We start from the raw sequence: 16,190 nt of genomic DNA, 5'->3' as shown, positions 1-16,190 counted from the left end.
GCGCTACTTCGCGCTGACGCACCACCCGCCCCGCGTTCCCTTCGACGAGGCGGCGCGACGCGCGCTGGCGGCGGAAGAGACCCATGCGGCCCGGCGGCACGATTTCGCCGCGTGGGAGGAGCGCTGGGTGGCTCGACTGGGACCGCACCTCAGACGGCCGGCAGGAGGATGACGATGAGCAGGTCCCACAGGGAGTGACTCACCCACGGGGCCGCGAGGCTGTGACGCCACTCGGCGAGCAGCCCCCAGGCCAGCGATGTGGGGAACGCCGCGAGCGCCAACAGCGGCTCTCCGAAGACGAGCAGCAGGAGGCTCGACAGCACCGCGGCCACCACCGCGCACCCCACCTTCCCGAGCCTCGGCCGCAGCACCTGCTGCACCACGCCGCGCCAGAACAGCTCCTCGGCCGGGGCAATCACCAGCGCCAGCGCCAGTCCCGCCCCTACCGAGCCCGTGCCGAAGCGCTCGTAGACGTCCAGCAGCGGCTTGCAGAGCAGCTCCGAGAAGCCTCCGCACAGCGCCCACAGCACCGCCCGCGAGCCCACGTACAGCACGCCCGCGAGCGCCACGCCCCATCCCAGGTCCGCGCTCCTGGGAATGAGCCGCGATTGCCCCACCTCGCCCATCGCCCTCCACGAGAGCGTCTGCCACACCAGGCAATAGAGCGTGGCCCACAGGAAGAAGCGCGGGGGGTGCGCGTGCACCAGCGCCGTCCACAGGAGCGTGGCTACCGCACTGGCCACGAACCAGCCCGGGTGATGGCTCTTCGAGGATGTCATGGGCTAATCCAGACCTCGGTCTCTCAGCAGGGCCTCGGCGGCGCGCCGTCCCGACACCATCGCTCCGTCGATGGAGCCGTTCTCCCGGTAGTCCCCACAGGCGTACAGCCCGGGCGACAGCCGCACCCGCCGATGCGGCTCCTCGAGCATCTCGGGCGTCTGCGTCGGCAGCGCGTGCGGAATCGCATACGTGCGCAGGTGCTTCCACTTCGCCACCGCCGCGCCAAACCACCCCGAGAGCTGCTCGCGCACCCGCGCCTCCAGTGTCTCGGACTCATCCGCCGTCTCCAGCACCGACACCGACACCAACGCCTGCCCCCGCGGCGCGTACGAGGGCGCCACCTCGCTCATCACCGCGAGGTTGTTCACCGGGCCCCTCCCCTCCCCGTTCAGCACCAGGTAGGGCCCTCGCACCGGCGGCTCCGGCGCGGCGAAGTACAGGTTCGTCACCGCGTTCATCTTGCGCGGGGGCATGCCCACCAGCAGCTCCTCCGCCGCGGGCGCGTCCGTGGCCACCACCACCGCGCTGGCCTCCACCGTCTCTCCCGACACCAGCCGCACCCGGTGGCCCCACACCTCCTCCACCGGCGCGTTCGTCCTCAGCGCACCGGACGGCAGCTTCGCGGCGAGCTGCGCCGCCAGCGCCCCCATGCCCCGCGCCGGCACCGCCGTGGCCCCCGTGGCGAACATCCGGAAGACGAACTCCAGCATCCGGCTCGAGGTGTGCAGCTCCTTCTCCAAGAACACGCCCCCGAAGAAGGGCCGGAAGAAGGCGTCCACCATCTCCTCGGAGAAGCCCATGTCGCGCAGGTACTTCAGCGACGTCTTCTGCGGCCGGTGGAACACGTCCTCCACCGTGCCCGACAGCGACAGCTGGCGCAGGTCCAGCACATGCAACTTGTCCCAGAACGAGCCCACCTTGTTGAAGGCGTGCGCCGCCGCCTGGAGTGGTCGCCGCAACGGGTCCGCCACCTGGTGCAGCTTCCCCTCGCGCCACACCAGCGCGCCTGGGAAGAAGCGCTGGAAGTCGAGCGCCTTGTAGTCCAGCCACCGCTGCGGCTCGGGGTAGGCCGTGAGGAACACCTGGAAGCCGCGGTCCAACAGGAAGCCGTCCACCGTGTCCGTGCGCACCCGGCCACCGACCGTGTCACTGGCCTCCAGCACCCAGGCCTTCACCCGCGCCTGCTGGAGCACCCGCGCGCATGTCAACCCGGCCAGCCCCGCCCCCACGACGATGACGTCCGGACCTGCCAAGCGTGCGCTCCGTATTGAGGAAAATTCCCGTCCTACATTGATTCCGGGACTCCGCCCAGCCACACTCTTCGGGAATTTGAGAAGAAGTGGACACCTTTATTCCTGCACGGTGTCCCCCGCCCTTCTTCCTCAAGGCAGGGCTTCAAACCGACCGCCCCCCTCCCCCGGCGGCGGAACACTTCGGAGAGCGAACAGCCATGTTGATCGTGATGCGACCGGATGCGACGGCCCAGGACATCGAGCGTGTGAACGACGAGATCCGCCGTCGTGGCTGGCAACCGCACGCGATCCCCGGTGGAACGCGGACGGCCATCGGCATCACCGGCAACCCGGGCGCGGTGGAGCCCGAGCCCTTCCGCGTGCTGCCCGGTGTGGCGGACGCGGTCTCCATCTCCCAGCCCTTCAAGCTGGTGAGCCGCGAGGTGAAGCCGGACGACACCATCATCCAGCTGGGGGACCTGGCGCTGGGTGGCAAGACGGTGCACGTCATCGCCGGCCCCTGCTCGGTGGAATCGCACGAGCAGATCATCTCCACCGCCAAGGCGGTGAAGAAGTCGGGCGCCACGATGCTGCGCGGCGGCGCCTTCAAGCCCCGCACCAGCCCCTACGAGTTCCAGGGTCTCAAGGGCGACGGCCTGCAGCTGCTGGCCGAGGCGCGCAAGGAGACGGGCCTGCGGGTCATCACCGAGGCCAAGGACACCGCCACGCTGGCCGCGGTGGCCGAGGTCGCCGACATCATCCAGATCGGCGCGCGCAACATGCAGAACTACTCGCTGCTGGAGGCGGTGGGCGAGCTGCGCAAGCCCGTCATGCTCAAGCGCGGCCTGAGCGCCAGCATCAAGGAGCTGCTGATGGCGGCCGAGTACGTCGTCGCCCGCGGCAACACCCAGGTCATCCTCTGCGAGCGCGGCATCCGCACCTTCGAGACGATGACGCGCAACACGTTCGACCTGAACGCCATCCCGATGCTCAAGTCGCTCACCCACCTGCCGGTGTGGGCGGACCCCTCGCACGCCATCGGCGTGCGCAAGGCGGTGCCGGCGATGATGCGGGCGGCCATCGCGGCGGGGGCCGACGGCCTCATCGTCGAGGTGCACCCGGATCCGCCTCGGGCCAAGTCCGACGGCGCCCAGTCGCTGGACTTCTCCGAGTTCGACAAGGTGATGGCCGAGGTGCGCGCGGTGGCCGCCGCCCTGGGCCGCGACGTGGCGCGACTGGAGTAGGCACATGACGCTCAAGGAAGCGCTGGGCAGGGTGGTGGGCCGGCGCGACCTGAACCGCGAGGAGATGGCCCACATCATGGGCTTGATGCTCGCGGGTGAGGCGACGCCCGCTCAGGTGGGCGCCTTCGCGGTCGCGTTGCGCATGAAGGGTGAGACCGAGGAAGAGATTCTCGGCGCGGCGGAGGCCATGCGGGCCTGCGCCACGCGCATCCACCCCAAGGCGGAAGTCGTGCTGGACACCTGCGGCACGGGGGGCGACGGCGCGCACACCTTCAACATCTCCACCGCCGTGGCCTTCGTGGCCGCGGGCGCGGGCGTGACGGTGGCCAAGCACGGCAACCGCGCGGTGTCCTCGCGGTGTGGCAGCTCGGACGTGCTGGCCGCGCTGGGCCTCCCCATGGACCGGGCGCACGAGCAGGTGACGCGCGACGTGGACGAGCACGGCGTGGGCTTCCTCTTCGCCCCCTCGCACCACAGCGCCCTGCGGCACGTGGCTCCGGCGCGGCGTGAGATTGGCCTGCACACGGTGTTCAACCTGCTCGGCCCGCTCACCAACCCGGCGGGGGCGCGCTACCAGCTGCTCGGCACCTTCGCGGGCGAGCGGCTGGAGCAGACGGCGCGCGTCCTCTCCCGGCTGGGCAGCAAGCGGGCCTGGGTGGTGCATGGCCGGGACGGGCTGGACGAGCTGTCCCCGTGCACGACGTCGGACGTGGCGGAACTGCGCGAGGACGGCTCGGTGCGGACCTTCTCCATCAACCCGGAGGACGCGGGGCTGGAGCGGGTGCCGCCCGAGGCCATCGTCGGCGGGGACGTGGAGGAGAACGCCCGGCGTCTCAAGGCGCTGCTGGCCGGAGAGCGCTCCGGGGTGCGCACGGCGGTGCTGTTGAATGCCGCGGCGGCGCTCGTGGTGGTGGGCAAGGCGGCGGACCTGCGCGAGGGCGTGCTGCGGGCGGTGGAGGCCATCGACTCCGGCGCCGCCGCCACCAAGCTGCAGGCGCTGGTGAAGGGCGGCCCGTCATGACGGCGAGCTCCGAGGGAGACAAGCTCGCGGCCATCTTCGCGCGCAAGCGCCGGGAGCTCGCCGCGCGCAAGCCCCTGGTGGCCCGTGTCCCCCGCCCCGCCTCCCGGGACTTCGCGGCGGCCCTCACCCAGCCCCGGGCGGGCCTGCCGGTGAATGTCATCGCCGAGGTGAAGCGCCGCAGTCCCTCGGGCGGAGACTTCCCGCACCAGGATCTCGTGGCGGTGGCGCGGGCGTACGAGGCGGCCGGCGCCAGCGCGGTGAGCGTGCTCACGGACGACGTGGACTTCGGGGGCAGCCTCGAGGACCTCCTCCAGGTGCGCGCGGCCATCTCGCTGCCGGTGCTGCGCAAGGACTTCCTGGTGGCACCGCGGGAGGTGGAGGAGAGCGCGGCCCTCGGCGCGGACGCGGTGCTGCTCATCGCGGACGCGCTGGAGGACGGGCCACTCGCGGAGATGGTGGCGGCGGCGAAGGCCTGCCGGGTGGCGGCGCTGGTGGAGGCCCACACGGCGGAGCACGCCGAGCGCGCGCTGAAGGCGGGCGCGGAGCTGGTGGGCATCAACAACCGCAACCTGGCCACGCTGCGCACGGACATCTCCACCGCGCTGAAGGTCATCCCCACCCTGCGCAGCCGGGCGAAGGCGCTGGTGGCGGAGAGCGGCCTCAAGACGCGCGAGGACTTCGTGGCGGCGCGGGCCTCGGGCGCGGACGCGGTGCTGGTGGGCGAGTCCCTGCTGCGCGACGCGGAGCCGGGCCGGGCCCTGGCGCGGCTGCTCGCGCCCGTGGGTGCGCCGTGAGCCCTCGGGTCAAAATCTGTGGCCTCACCCGGGTGGAGGACGCGCGCCTGGCGTGGGCCGCGGGCGCGGATGCCCTCGGGCTCAACTTCTACCCGCGCTCGCCGCGCTTCGTGACGGCGGAGACGGCGGCGGCGCTGGCCCGGACGCGGCCGGCGCTGGGCGCGGTGGTGGGCGTCTTCGTCAACGAGTCCCCGGACGTCATCCGCGACCGTGTGCGCGAGTGCGGGCTGACGGCGGTGCAGCTCCACGGGGACGAGCCGCCCGAGGCCTGCTCGGGCTACGGCGTGCCCGTCATCAAGGCCCTGCGGGTGCGCGGCCCCGAGGACGTGGAGCGCGCTCGCACCTTCGTGGGCGCGGGCGACGTGGCGGCGCTGCTGTTGGACGGGGCGGCGCCGGGCTACGGCGGCGGGGGCGTGGGCTTCGACTGGTCGCTGGTGGCGCGGCTCGCGGACGCGGGGGTGCCGGTGCTGGTGGCCGGTGGCCTCACCCCGGCCAATGTCGAGGAAGCCGTGCGGGCCACCCGGCCCTACGGCGTGGATGTGGCGAGCGGGGTGGAAGTCAGCCCCGGCATCAAGGATGCGGACGCGGTGCGCGCCTTCGTGCGTGCCGCGAAGCACATGCGTTGGGAGTGAGTGTGACCATGGAGACGCAAACCGCCCCGGGCCGCTTCGGGCGTTACGGTGGCCGCTACGTACCGGAGACGCTGGTTCCCGCCCTGCAGGAGCTGGAGCAGGCCTACGCCGAGGCTCGCAAGGACCCGGCCTTCGATGAGCAGGTGGCGCAGGTGCTGCGCGAGTTCGTCGGGCGCGAGACGCCGCTGACGCCCGCGCGCCGGCTCACCGAGCTGTGGGGAGGCGCCGAGGTGTGGCTCAAGCGAGAGGACCTCGCGCACACGGGCGCCCACAAAATCAACAACACCATCGGCCAGGTGCTGCTGGCGAAGCGGATGGGCAAGAAGCGCGTCATCGCGGAGACGGGCGCGGGCCAGCACGGCGTGGCCACCGCCACCGCGTGCGCCCTGTTCGGCCTGACGTGCGAGGTCTACATGGGCGCGCTGGACGTGGAGCGCCAGTCGCTCAACGTCTTCCGCATGAAGGCCCTGGGCGCCACGGTGCGGCCGGTGGAGTCGGGCTCGCGCACGCTCAAGGACGCGATGAACGAGGCCATGCGCACCTGGGTGGCGCAGGTCCAGGACACCTACTACGTCATCGGCAGCGCGGCGGGTCCGCACCCCTACCCCACCATCGTGCGCGACTTCCAGTCCATCATCGGCCGCGAGGTGCGCACCCAGTCGCTGGTCGCCTTCGGCAAGCTGCCGGACGCCATCATCGCGTGCATCGGCGGCGGCTCGAACGCCATCGGCATCCTGCACCCCTTCATCGAGGACACCGGTGTGCGGCTCGTGGGCGTGGAGGCCGGTGGCCACGGCCTGAGCTCGGGCCAGCACGGCGCGTCCCTGACGCTGGGCACCGAGGGCGTGCTGCACGGCTCGCGCTCGCTGGTGTTGCAGGACGAGAACGGGCAGATCATCGAGGCGCACTCCATCTCCGCGGGCCTGGACTACCCGGGCGTGGGGCCGGAGCTGGCGCACCTGGCGAAGACGGGCCGGATGGAGGTGCGCACCGCCACGGACGACGAGGCGCTGGAGGCCTTCTACCGGGTGTCTCGCACCGAGGGCATCCTGCCCGCGCTGGAGTCCTCGCACGCCTTCGCGCGCGCGGGCGACCTGGCGCGAGAGCTGGGCAAGGGCAAGCACCTGGTCATCAACTGCTCGGGCCGCGGCGACAAGGACGTGGCCACCATCGCGGCGCGGGGCATTCCCGCCGCCATTCAGGAGAAAGCATGAGCGGGGAGATCGCGGAGGCGTTCGCCCGGGCCAAGGCTCGCGGTGAGGGCGCGCTGGTGGCGTACGCCATGGCGGGAGACCCGGACCTCGCGCGCTCGGTGGACGTGTTCGCCGCGTGCGTGGAGGGAGGCGCGGACATCCTGGAGATCGGCGTGGCGTTCAGTGATCCCATCGCGGACGGCCCGGTCATCCAGGCCGCCTCCGAGCGGGCGCTCAAGGCCGGCTCCACGCTGAAGCGGGTGCTGGACGAGGTGGTGCCGGCGGTGCGCCAGCGCTGCCCCCAGACGCCGCTGGTGGTGATGACGTACGTCAACGTGGTGATGGCGATGGGCGAGGAGCGCTACGCGAAGCTGGCCCGGGAGCGTGGCGTGTCGGGCACCATCCTGCCGGACCTGCCTCCCGAGGAGAGCGAGAGCATCCGCGCCGCCTTCGACAAGGAGGGGCTGGAGCTCATCCCCCTGTGCGCGCCCACCACGTCGCCGACCCGGGCGGAGTCCATCGCGAAGGACGCGCGGGGCTTCGTCTACTGCGTGTCGGTGGCGGGCGTGACGGGCATGCGCTCGGAGCTGCCGGCCAACCTGTCCGAGCGGCTGGAGCTGGTGCGGCGCCTCTCGCCGGTGCCGGTGGTCGCGGGCTTCGGCATCTCCAACGCCGAGCAGGCCCAGGTGGTGGGAGCCCACGCGGATGGCGTGGTGGTGGGCAGCGCCATCGTCCGCGCGGCGCAGGCCGACGGGCCCGCGGCGGCCCGTCAGGTGTGCGTGGAGATCAAGCGCGGCCTCAAGCGCTGAGCCGTTGAGCCCCCGCCCTCTGTCGAGAGGGCCGGGGGCACCCTACGTCCCGGTCAACCCGGAGACGTGGCGCGCGGCTTGATGCCCAGGCGCTCCATCACCTGCAGGAAGACGCCGTATTCCTGGGCGCCCTGCAAGGCGAAGCGCTCCCCGACGACGAAGGTGGGCACGGCCTGGATGCCCATCTCCCGCGCCTCACGGATGGCGTCCTCGACGACCTGCTCGTAGCGGCCCTGCTCCAGCGCTTGCTGCATCGCCTCGGGGTCCAGGCCCACCTCCTGCGCCGCGCCTCGGAGCGTGTCCCACTGCCAGAGGTCCTGCCCCTCGCTCCAGTAGCGCCGCAGCAGCGCCGCATGGAACGGCTCCAGCTTGCCCTGCTCCCGGGCGAACTCCGCCGCCTGATGCGCGCGCCGCGTCGAGGGAATGACCTCGCGCTCCACCATCTTCAGCCCGGCCTCGGCCGCCCGACGCTTGAGGGGATTGTTCGGGTCCTTCATCCGCTCGCGCACGTAGGCCGGCAGGGGAAGCCCCTCTGGCGGCGTCTCCGGACGCAGGAAGAACGGACGCCAGTCCACCTGGACGTCATACTCCTTCTTCAGCTTCTCGACCTCCACGAGGCCGACGTAGCACCACGGTCAGACGAAGTCCGACCACACCCTGATCGTCACGAGCTCGCTCATGGGTGAGACCTAACACCCCGGGAGGAACCTAACCACCCCCTCTTGTGCCTCCCCGTCCCCGCCCCGCCGCCGACTCGCCTCCGCTCTCGCTGCTCGTCAGCATGAAGAGGAACCGCAGCCCGCCGCCAAGCGCCGGCACGCCCTGGTAGACGCCGAGCTGCGCGCCCAGGCCGAACAGGTCGCCAATCATCAGGTCCTGGTGGAGCTCCACCCCCGCGCTCAAGGGCAGCCGCTCCGGGCGGAGGGAGTCGATGGCGGCGGCCTGCAGCCGGAGGGCGGCCGAGGTGCGCTGGAAGGAGATGGGGAGCGTGCCGAGGCCACGGCCAATCTCCGCCAGGGGAAGCGTGTAGTGCGCGGTCGCGACCAGGGCCTGGGGGGTGGCGATGGCATTCGGCGCGTAGCCGTACAGGAGCAGGGGGCTGCGCAGGCTGAACGGAAAGGACTCCTGGCCGCCGACGCCGAAGACGGAGTTCGGCGAGTCCCGGCCGACGAGGTAGGCCGCCCCGTCCAGCCCGAGGTGGAGGACGTGCCTCGGCCAGAGCAGGGGCTGATGGGACCTCAACGAGAGCCGGGCGGCCATCGAAGGCCTGCCATGCGCCACGTCCCACCAGCCCTCCACTCCCACCCGGGCATGAGAGCCACTCTCCGCGAAGCTATAGCCGAGCTGCCGGAACTCGGTGTCGGAGACGAGCGCGAGCTCCGCGCCCACATCGACGGTGCGCTCGGCGTAGTCGATCAGCCGTGCCTTCAGGCCCGGCCGCAGCCAGGTGTGCGAGTGCTCCCCTCCGAGCGGCACGGTCAGGCTGGCCCTCCCATCCAGCGAGCGGTAGAGCTGGGCCGGAGCGCCGAGCGGGACGGCGTCATGCTCCACGACGGCATCCAGCGCCCACGGCCCTCGCCCGTCGAAATAGAAGAGCCGGCCCACCGGGAGCCGGGTGGTCAGGTCGTAGCGGAGCGTGAGCTCGTAGTGCTGGAAGAACAGGGGGTCCACCGCGCCCAGCGTCACGCCGAGCTGGTACGTGCCCGGGCGCAGCAGGAGTGACGGCAGGAGGTACTGCGGCCCCAGGCTGCGCCACCCCTGGTACGCCGTGCGGGCGAGAGGCTCCTGGGCGGGAGGCTCCTGCTCGGCGGGTGTTCCTCCCGGCTCCTCCGCGAGCACGTCCTGCGGTGCGGTGGGGGGCTCGACGGGCGCGGGCTCCAACACCAGGGTCCAGGTCCGTGGCTCCCAGCGCAGGCGCACCACGTCGTAGCCTCGCGCCCCGTACGAGGTGGCGTAGATCCACCGCTGAGAGGGATCCACGACAGGGTGGAACAAGCCTCCCTGGGTGTGCGTGAGACGGTACCGCCGTCGCGTGGACAGCTCGAGCGCGTAGAGGTTGAAGACGCCGTCCCGGTCCGAGGAGAAGACGAGGTAGCGCCCATCGGACGTCCAGCTCGGCGTGCGGTTCTGCGCGCCATCCGCCACCAGCACCTCCGGCCCCTCGGGCTTGACCAGGACGAGATCCTCTCCGCCCGTCTGGGAGTCGTGGAGCATCACCGCCACCGACGTCCCATCCGGAGAGAAGCGGGGGGCGCTGATTCGCCGGTCGCCCACGTCCCCGAGCAGGTCCTCCACCTCCTCCCAGGCCGTGTTGCACTTCATGAGGCGATTGCGCCCCAGGTCGTTGGTCACGAAGACGAGGTGCTTCCCATCCGGGTGGACATCGGGCTCCCGCGCACGGAACCAGGGGCTGATGCCGGCGAGCGCCTTCGTCTTGAGGTCGTAGATGTACAGGTCGCTGACGAGGTAGTGCCTCGTGCGGTGCATCTGGTCGAAGACGAGGAAGCGGCCAGAGCGGGAGAAGCTCGTCTGGAAACCGGAGGAGCGGTGGGTGACCACCTCCGGAGGGCCGACCTGGTCCGCCGCGTCGATGGGGAAGCGGAGGATGGAGTCATCCTCCTCGGGGCGCTGGCGGGAGGCGATGAGCCAGCGGCCATCCGGCGAGAGGGTCAGCCCCGAGTGCTGGAAGCCCGAGTGGGTGAGGGACTCGAGCGGCGTCTGGGGTGTCTTGCGAAGCTCCGCCAATTCGCGCTCGGCCTGGGCGCGGATCTCCGCGAGGGCGCGGGAGCGCAGCGCCTCGAGGGAGGGGAGACCCGCGCGCCGCAGCCCCTCCTCGAGGGCGAAGGGGCCGGAGCGTGCCGTCCCGTCGATGAAGCGAGGCAGGGCGTCGGGGGAGAGGTCGGCCAGGGTCTTCGTGAAGAGGAAGCCGTAGAGGTAGGGCCGAACGCCCCAGGGCCACTGCGTCCTCCCGTAGTTCGCCATGGTGTCGAGCGAGACGTTGTCCGGCGTCTCCAGCACGCCCTCGGCCACCGCGACGCGCGCCATCATGCGGTAGAGGGAACCGTTGCCCCGTCCCTTGGGGGTGAGCGTCGACTCGAGGTGGACGGCCAGCCCCTCCTTCACCCAGGCGGGCAGCGTCAGGTTGGGGCGGACCCAGCTCCCCAGCGCCGCCGAGAGAGTGCGCGCCGGCCCCGCCGTCGCGTCCAGGTGCACGATGTGGGCGTACTCGTGGTCGAGCAGCCACTCATGCCAGTCCGCGAAGTCATTCATGCCCATCCCGAGATGCGGGAGGGAGATGTCCAGGAAGATCTGTCGATGAGGGAAGACGAAGGTGAACGTCTCCGGCTGATCCGCACGGTGGGCGAGGACGAGGTGGGTCCTGCCCTGGGGCTCCGAGCGGAGGGCGGCGGAGACGTGCTCATGGGCCGACTCCGCGGTGAGCGAAAGCCGGGCCGCCACCTCCTCCAGCTCCTCGGGGTAGTGAATCCAGAAGTGGGGCGTCTCGAGCGTCCTGTACCGCAGCCGTGGATCGAGCCGGCTCTCGAGCAGCTCTTTCAGCGTGTACGAGAGGGCCGGCCACGGCACCAGGAGCGCCGCCACCGTGAGTGCGAGCAGGAAGGGTCTAGCCACGGTGGCGGCACCCGCGGAGGGTCAGAATCCGGCGTTCAGGTCCAACGGCTGGCTCTGCCCGGTGGACTTCTCGTCATGCCCCACCGTCTTGTCCGTGTGGACCGCCCTGGCCCAGACCGGGCCCACGGCCTTCTCGCTCTTCACCGCCCTGGCCCAGATCGGGCCCACGGCCTTCTCGCTCTTCACCGCGTTGCTCCGGAACGGCCCCACGGCCTTCTCGCTCTTCACCGCGCTGGTCCGGAGCGGGCCCACCACCTTCTCGCTCTTCACCGCCGAGTGCTTGATAGGGCCCACCACCTTCTCGCTCTTCACCGCCGAGTATCTGATCGGACCCACCGCGCTTTCCGCGCTCCCCGCCGCCCATGCACTGCTGGTGACGCCGAGACAAACGAGCACCGCGAACATCCTGGATCGCTGCGACATTCTCGCCTCCTGTTTGGGGCCATGGGCCCCAAGTGCAGTGGGTATCCACCGGAGGAAATCCGGCTTTCCTGATTATAAACGGAAATCGAGCTCGAAAGCTCAGGACCCGCGAGAAACCCCCATGACACTCCGCGCCACCACTCACGCACTCACGCGGAGCGACGGGCCTCTTCTTCCTCGGTCTCCACCGGGAGCGGCAGCGACAGGCCCTCGTCCACGTCCTCCCCCCGCGCGCCGGAGGGGGGACGCTCGAGCAGGGCGAGCACGGCCGGGAAGAGCACCGTCGTGCCCAGGAAGGCACAGGCGACGCCCAGCAGGGCAATCTCCCCGATGGAGCGCAAGCCCGGGTGGCTCGCCGTGAGCAGCGCGCCGTAGCCCGCCGCATTGGACAGCGTGGCCACCACCGCGGCGACGCCCGTGGTGCGCACCACGTGGGGCAACGAGCCCGGCCCCTCCTCGCGGTAGCGGTGGTAGAGGTGCACCGCGTTGTCCACGGCGATCGCCAGCAGGTTGGGCAGCACCACCGCGTTGATGAAGTTGAGCTTCAGCCCGTACAGGTGCATCGCCGCCGGCAGGCACGCGAGCCCGAGGTACAGCGGCCCGGCCACCAGCCCCGCCCGGCGGAAGCTGCGCAGGCTCACCACCATCATCGCGAACACCGCGAGCCCGGCGGCCAGCAGCAGCCAGGGGCCGTCCTTCCTCACCAGCTCGAAGATGCGGTAGGCGATGAGGTTCGAGTCGAGCACCTGGAAGTGCAACCCCTGGGCGCGGACCAGCTCGCGCAGCTCGCCCATCTGCTCGCCGAAGCGGTGCAGCGCGTCCGTGTCGGAGAGCGACTCGCGCTTGAAGGCGAGCACGAAGCTGCCCTCGCCATCCAGCGCGGTGAAGCGACGGCGCACCTCGGCGGGCAGCTCCTCCACCCCGAAGGGCCGGGCGTTGAGCAGCGACTCCAGGCGGCTGAGCGCAGGGCGCAGCCGCTCCGAGCTCCGGGCGCTCTCGGGCAGCCGGTCCATGAAGGCACGCAGCGCGGCCCGCTCCGCCTCGACGGCACCACCGGTGCGCGGCAGGAAATCGCTGAGCGAGACGATCTCCGCGAACGTCCGATCCTCGCCATGGCGCGCCTCGAGCTCGCGCAACGAGGTCGCGAGCCGACCCGCCTCCGAGACGTCCTGGGTGAGGAAGACGGTGGGCGCATGGCGCCGGCCGAGCTGGGAGATGATGCGCTCATCGAGCTTGGTGGCGGCGAACTCCCCGCGCAGCTTGCGCATGTCGGGCTCGAAGCCGATCTCGCGCACCACCGTGGCCGAGTAGGCCACGAGCGCGCCCACGCCCACGACGATGCCCACCAGCACACCCCGGGGCAGGCGCGGCGCCACGCGGTAGGGGCGGGCCGGCAGCGGGGACTCCGCGCGCAGGGGACGGAGCCGCTCGGTCAGGGCGATGAGCGAGGGGCCCAGCAGGTACGTGGCCAGCACCGTGAGCATCACACCGGCGGCGGCGATCCACCCGAACTGGGCGAAGGCCTGGAACTCGGCGAGCGTGAGCGCGGAGAAGGCGGCGGCGTTGGTGCAGGCCGACGTCAGCGCGCCCTTCCAGGTGCCGAGGATGGTCTCCCGGAGGGCCTCCTCGGCGGGATGCTGGCGGCGTTCCTCGGAGTAGCGCATCACCAGGTGGAGGCCGTACTCGATGCCCAGGCCGATGAGGATGGCGACGAGGAAGCCGGTGATGATGTTGAGGTAGCCGATGGTCTGCTGCGCCACCGCGAAGGTGACGAGCAGGCCCACGCCCACGGGGGCGCCCACCACGAGGAGCGCGGAGAGGCGTCGGCAGGACAGCACGACGATGAACGCCGCGATGGCGCACGAGAGCATCGAGGCGCGCGTGAGGTCCTGGCGCATCCGCCGGTCCTCCTCGAGCCGGAGCACGTGCGCGCCCGTGGCATCCGTCTCCACGCCCGGGAAGCCCTGGGCCACTTCCGCGCTCGCGGCCTGCACCCGTGTCAGGAGCTGCCGAGCGAAGACGAGGTCCCCAGCCAGGCCCGCGGGCTTCACGAAGAGGTACAGCTCGCCGCCGTCCGCCGAGCTCAGGTACTCGCGCACCATCGCGCGAGGCGCGTGGCGGCGGGCGATCTCCTCGAACGAGGGCGGAGGCGTGTCCTCCAGGGACACGTAGAGCGGGTTGGCCTTGAGCTTCTCCGCCCGGAGCACGCCCTCGAGGTCCTCGCGCAGGGCCCGCAGCTGCTCGGCGGAGAGGAGCAGCAGGGCGCGGTCCTCGAAGAAGCGCGTGTCGTAGCGGAACTCGACGTAGCGGACCTCCTCTAGCGCCTCCAGCCGAGGCGCCAGCGCCTGGGCGAAGCCGCGCAGGGTCTCCGGGCTCGCGCCCCTGGCGCGCAGGACGAGATAGCCGTCCCCTCCGGCCTTATGGGACACGGCCGCCAGCTCTCGCACCTCCTGGGTATGCGCGGGCAGCAGCTCCACGAAGGAGCCCTGGAAGACGAGCCGCGAGGCGAGCAGGCCCGCCAGGAGCGTCACAGCCAGCACACACGCGAGCACACGGCCGGGCTTGCGGTACGACAACCAGGCGAAGCGCTCCATCCCTCTGTCGAAATCCAAAAGCAAAACCCTCACAGGTGGAGGGGGCCGGGTCCGGCACTTCCCAGCCTCCACCATCCTGTGTCGCACGAATTCCTTCGAACCCCAAGGGCCGAGGGTGCCTCGAAACAATCCGTAAAACGGAGTGTTTGGGAGGAACTCTCCTACCCCCTCCACACCGGACGTCCGCTCGGCTGGGGGGTGTTCCGCCGAGCCCTCCCTCGGTGGCAGAGTGCGCGGGTCCAAGAGGAACCTCATGAAGTCTCGCTCGCCCGTGCTCGTCCTCGTCCGCCATGGAGAAACCGCGTGGAGTCGCAGCGGCCAGCACACCGGCCGCACGGACATCCCGCTGTTGGAAGAGGGCCGCCGCATGGCCACGGAGCTCCGGGCGCCGCTGCGGGCCTGGGACTTCGCCGCGGTGTGGACGAGCCCCCTGAGCCGCGCGAGCGAGACGTGCGCCCTGGCCGGCTACGGGGCCGTGGCCGAGATGCGCGCGGACCTGATGGAGTGGAACTACGGCACCTTCGAGGGCAAGACGAAGGACGAAATCCGCGCCACCAGCCCCAACTGGACGCTGTGGGCGGACGGCGTGCCGTGCGGCGAGACGGCGCGAGACGTGGGTGCGCGCGCCGACCGCGTCGTCACCGAGGCCCGCTCCGTGGAAGGCAACGTGCTGGTCTTCGCCCATGGCCACCTGCTGCGGGTGCTCGCCGCGCGCTGGCTGGGGCTGCCCCCCACCGAGGGGCGCCTCTTCGCGCTGAGCACCGCCTCCATCAGCATGCTCGGCTTCGACAGCGACGGGGACCAGCCCGTCGTCCAGCTCTGGAACGACACCACGCACCTGCGCGGCTGAACGGGTCGGCTGCCGAGGAGCTGACGGAACAGGCGCTCGTCCTTCTCAAGAGCGTGCATCCGTTCCGCGAGCCCTTATGAAGAGGGTGCACAGTCACAGGCCGCCCATGGCCCTCTCCGCTCCGGGTGCCTCCCTGGCAGGAGACAGGGGAGACACGAGGAAAAGCGCATGTTCCTGGTACAGACGGAGAAAGACCTCCTGCAAGCGTTCCGCCCGAGGGACCGCGAGAAAGTCGAGCTGCCCGAGGGCCTCAAGTTCCCCCTCTTCGTGCGCGACTACTTCACCTGGGTGGAGCCGGCGGGGACGCGGGTGTTCCTGCTGATGCCCTCGCCGGGCGGCGGCAAGCGGCCCATGGGCATCGCCTTCCGCCGCGACTCGCCGGGCGGCGGCGTGGCCTCGCACATGTGCGACTGGTGCCACGGCTATGGCCCGACGAACGAGATCGGGATGCTCACCACGGACGTGAACTCGAAGCGCCGGGTGGGCGTCAACCTCTGCCTCGACCTGCGCTGCAAGGAGCGCCTGGAGTCGGTGGCGGACCTGTCCGGCCGGCACCCGCGCGAGCTCCTCCAGCCGCTGATGGAGCGCATGCTCCGCTTCGCGCGCGAGGCCCTGAAGATCGAAGCTGTCCCGGAGGAGTGAGCGACGAGGGGCCTCACCGCGAGGCCCCTCCGACTACAGCTTGCCGTCGAGGAAGTTGCGCACCAGCCGGGGGCCCTCGGGGGTGAGGACGCTCTCGGGGTGGAACTGCACGCCCACCACGGGCCGCTCACGGTGCCGCAGCCCCATGATGAGCCCCTCGGACGTCCAGGCCGTGGCCTCCAGCTCCGCCGGCAGCGAGGCCGCCTCCACCACCAGCGAGTGGTAGCGCGCCGCCTGGAAGCCCGGGGGCATGCCCTCGAAGATGCTCCGGCCCTCGTGGCGGATGACCGCCGTCTTGCCGTGGACGGGCTCCGGCGCGCGCACCACGTTGCCGCCGAAGACGGCC

Annotated in this window: 14 protein-coding genes and 1 pseudogene; 8 read left to right on the top strand and 7 right to left on the bottom strand. The window is 71.2% G+C overall.

Annotated features, from left to right (window positions below; genetic code table 11):
- Positions 1-149: 149 nt before the first annotated feature.
- Together VF697_RS10275 and VF697_RS10270 are read right to left on the bottom strand one after the other, a co-directional pair.
- Entirely contained in the window at positions 150-779 is a 630-nt protein-coding gene (locus tag VF697_RS10275) for a CPBP family intramembrane glutamic endopeptidase (RefSeq protein ID WP_331093765.1), read from the bottom strand.
- Positions 780-782: 3 nt separating this feature from the next.
- Positions 783-2,033, bottom strand: coding sequence for an NAD(P)/FAD-dependent oxidoreductase (locus VF697_RS10270; protein WP_331093763.1), 1,251 nt, complete (start codon positions 2,031-2,033; stop codon positions 783-785).
- A 197-nt stretch (positions 2,034-2,230) separates the two neighbouring features.
- Here VF697_RS10270 and aroF point away from each other — a divergent pair, with 197 nt between their 5' ends.
- From aroF to trpA, 6 genes are read left to right on the top strand one after another with little or no spacing between them, the layout of a single operon-like run.
- The gene (gene aroF, locus VF697_RS10265) at positions 2,231-3,256 is read left to right on the top strand and encodes a 3-deoxy-7-phosphoheptulonate synthase (RefSeq protein WP_331093761.1); all 1,026 of its coding nucleotides are present in this window, start codon (positions 2,231-2,233) and stop codon (positions 3,254-3,256) included.
- Positions 3,257-3,260: 4 nt separating this feature from the next.
- Positions 3,261-4,277: an anthranilate phosphoribosyltransferase gene (gene trpD, locus VF697_RS10260; protein ID WP_331093759.1), complete on the top strand. Its 1,017-nt coding sequence runs from the start codon at positions 3,261-3,263 to the stop codon at positions 4,275-4,277.
- Positions 4,274-5,071, top strand: a complete 798-nt coding sequence (locus tag VF697_RS10255; RefSeq protein ID WP_331093757.1) for an indole-3-glycerol phosphate synthase TrpC — start codon at positions 4,274-4,276, stop codon at positions 5,069-5,071. Before trpD ends, VF697_RS10255 begins: the two co-directional genes overlap by 4 nt.
- Complete coding sequence (locus VF697_RS10250) at positions 5,068-5,703, top strand: phosphoribosylanthranilate isomerase (RefSeq protein ID WP_331093756.1); 636 nt, start codon at positions 5,068-5,070, stop codon at positions 5,701-5,703. The genes VF697_RS10255 and VF697_RS10250 overlap by 4 nt, the downstream gene beginning before the upstream one ends.
- A gap of 8 nt (positions 5,704-5,711) precedes the next feature.
- Positions 5,712-6,917: a tryptophan synthase subunit beta gene (gene trpB / locus VF697_RS10245; RefSeq protein WP_331093754.1), complete on the top strand. Its 1,206-nt coding sequence runs from the start codon at positions 5,712-5,714 to the stop codon at positions 6,915-6,917.
- On the top strand, positions 6,914-7,705 hold the full coding sequence (trpA, locus tag VF697_RS10240) for a tryptophan synthase subunit alpha (protein ID WP_331093752.1): 792 nt from the start codon (positions 6,914-6,916) through the stop codon (positions 7,703-7,705). The genes trpB and trpA overlap by 4 nt, the downstream gene beginning before the upstream one ends.
- A gap of 53 nt (positions 7,706-7,758) precedes the next feature.
- Here trpA and VF697_RS10235 read toward each other — a convergent pair.
- From VF697_RS10235 to VF697_RS10220, 4 genes and pseudogenes are all read right to left on the bottom strand, one after another.
- Positions 7,759-8,328 (bottom strand): annotated as a pseudogene (locus VF697_RS10235) (DsbA family oxidoreductase); the annotation flags it as partial.
- Positions 8,329-8,413: 85 nt separating this feature from the next.
- Complete coding sequence (locus tag VF697_RS10230; protein ID WP_331093750.1) at positions 8,414-11,335, bottom strand: hypothetical protein; 2,922 nt, start codon at positions 11,333-11,335, stop codon at positions 8,414-8,416.
- A 21-nt stretch (positions 11,336-11,356) separates the two neighbouring features.
- Positions 11,357-11,671, bottom strand: coding sequence for a hypothetical protein (locus VF697_RS10225; RefSeq protein ID WP_331093748.1), 315 nt, complete (start codon positions 11,669-11,671; stop codon positions 11,357-11,359).
- Positions 11,672-11,907: 236 nt separating this feature from the next.
- Positions 11,908-14,352 (bottom strand): efflux RND transporter permease subunit, encoded by a 2,445-nt coding sequence (locus VF697_RS10220; RefSeq protein ID WP_331093746.1) that lies wholly within the window; start codon positions 14,350-14,352, stop codon positions 11,908-11,910.
- Positions 14,353-14,605: 253 nt separating this feature from the next.
- Between VF697_RS10220 and VF697_RS10215 the strand changes: the two genes are divergently transcribed.
- The gene (locus VF697_RS10215) at positions 14,606-15,202 is read left to right on the top strand and encodes a histidine phosphatase family protein (protein ID WP_331093744.1); all 597 of its coding nucleotides are present in this window, start codon (positions 14,606-14,608) and stop codon (positions 15,200-15,202) included.
- Positions 15,203-15,370: 168 nt separating this feature from the next.
- Positions 15,371-15,844 (top strand): FBP domain-containing protein, encoded by a 474-nt coding sequence (locus VF697_RS10210; RefSeq protein WP_331093742.1) that lies wholly within the window; start codon positions 15,371-15,373, stop codon positions 15,842-15,844.
- Between the two features lie 33 nt (positions 15,845-15,877).
- Here VF697_RS10210 and VF697_RS10205 read toward each other — a convergent pair.
- The coding region (locus VF697_RS10205; protein WP_331093740.1) for an anthranilate synthase component II at positions 15,878-16,190 on the bottom strand (313 nt) is incomplete at its 5' end.

The organism is Archangium sp. (assembly GCF_036388035.1).
Lineage (GTDB): Bacteria > Myxococcota > Myxococcia > Myxococcales > Myxococcaceae > Archangium.
The sequence above is the reverse complement of the archived record's forward strand: the minus strand, read 5'-3'. Positions and strand labels throughout refer to the sequence as shown.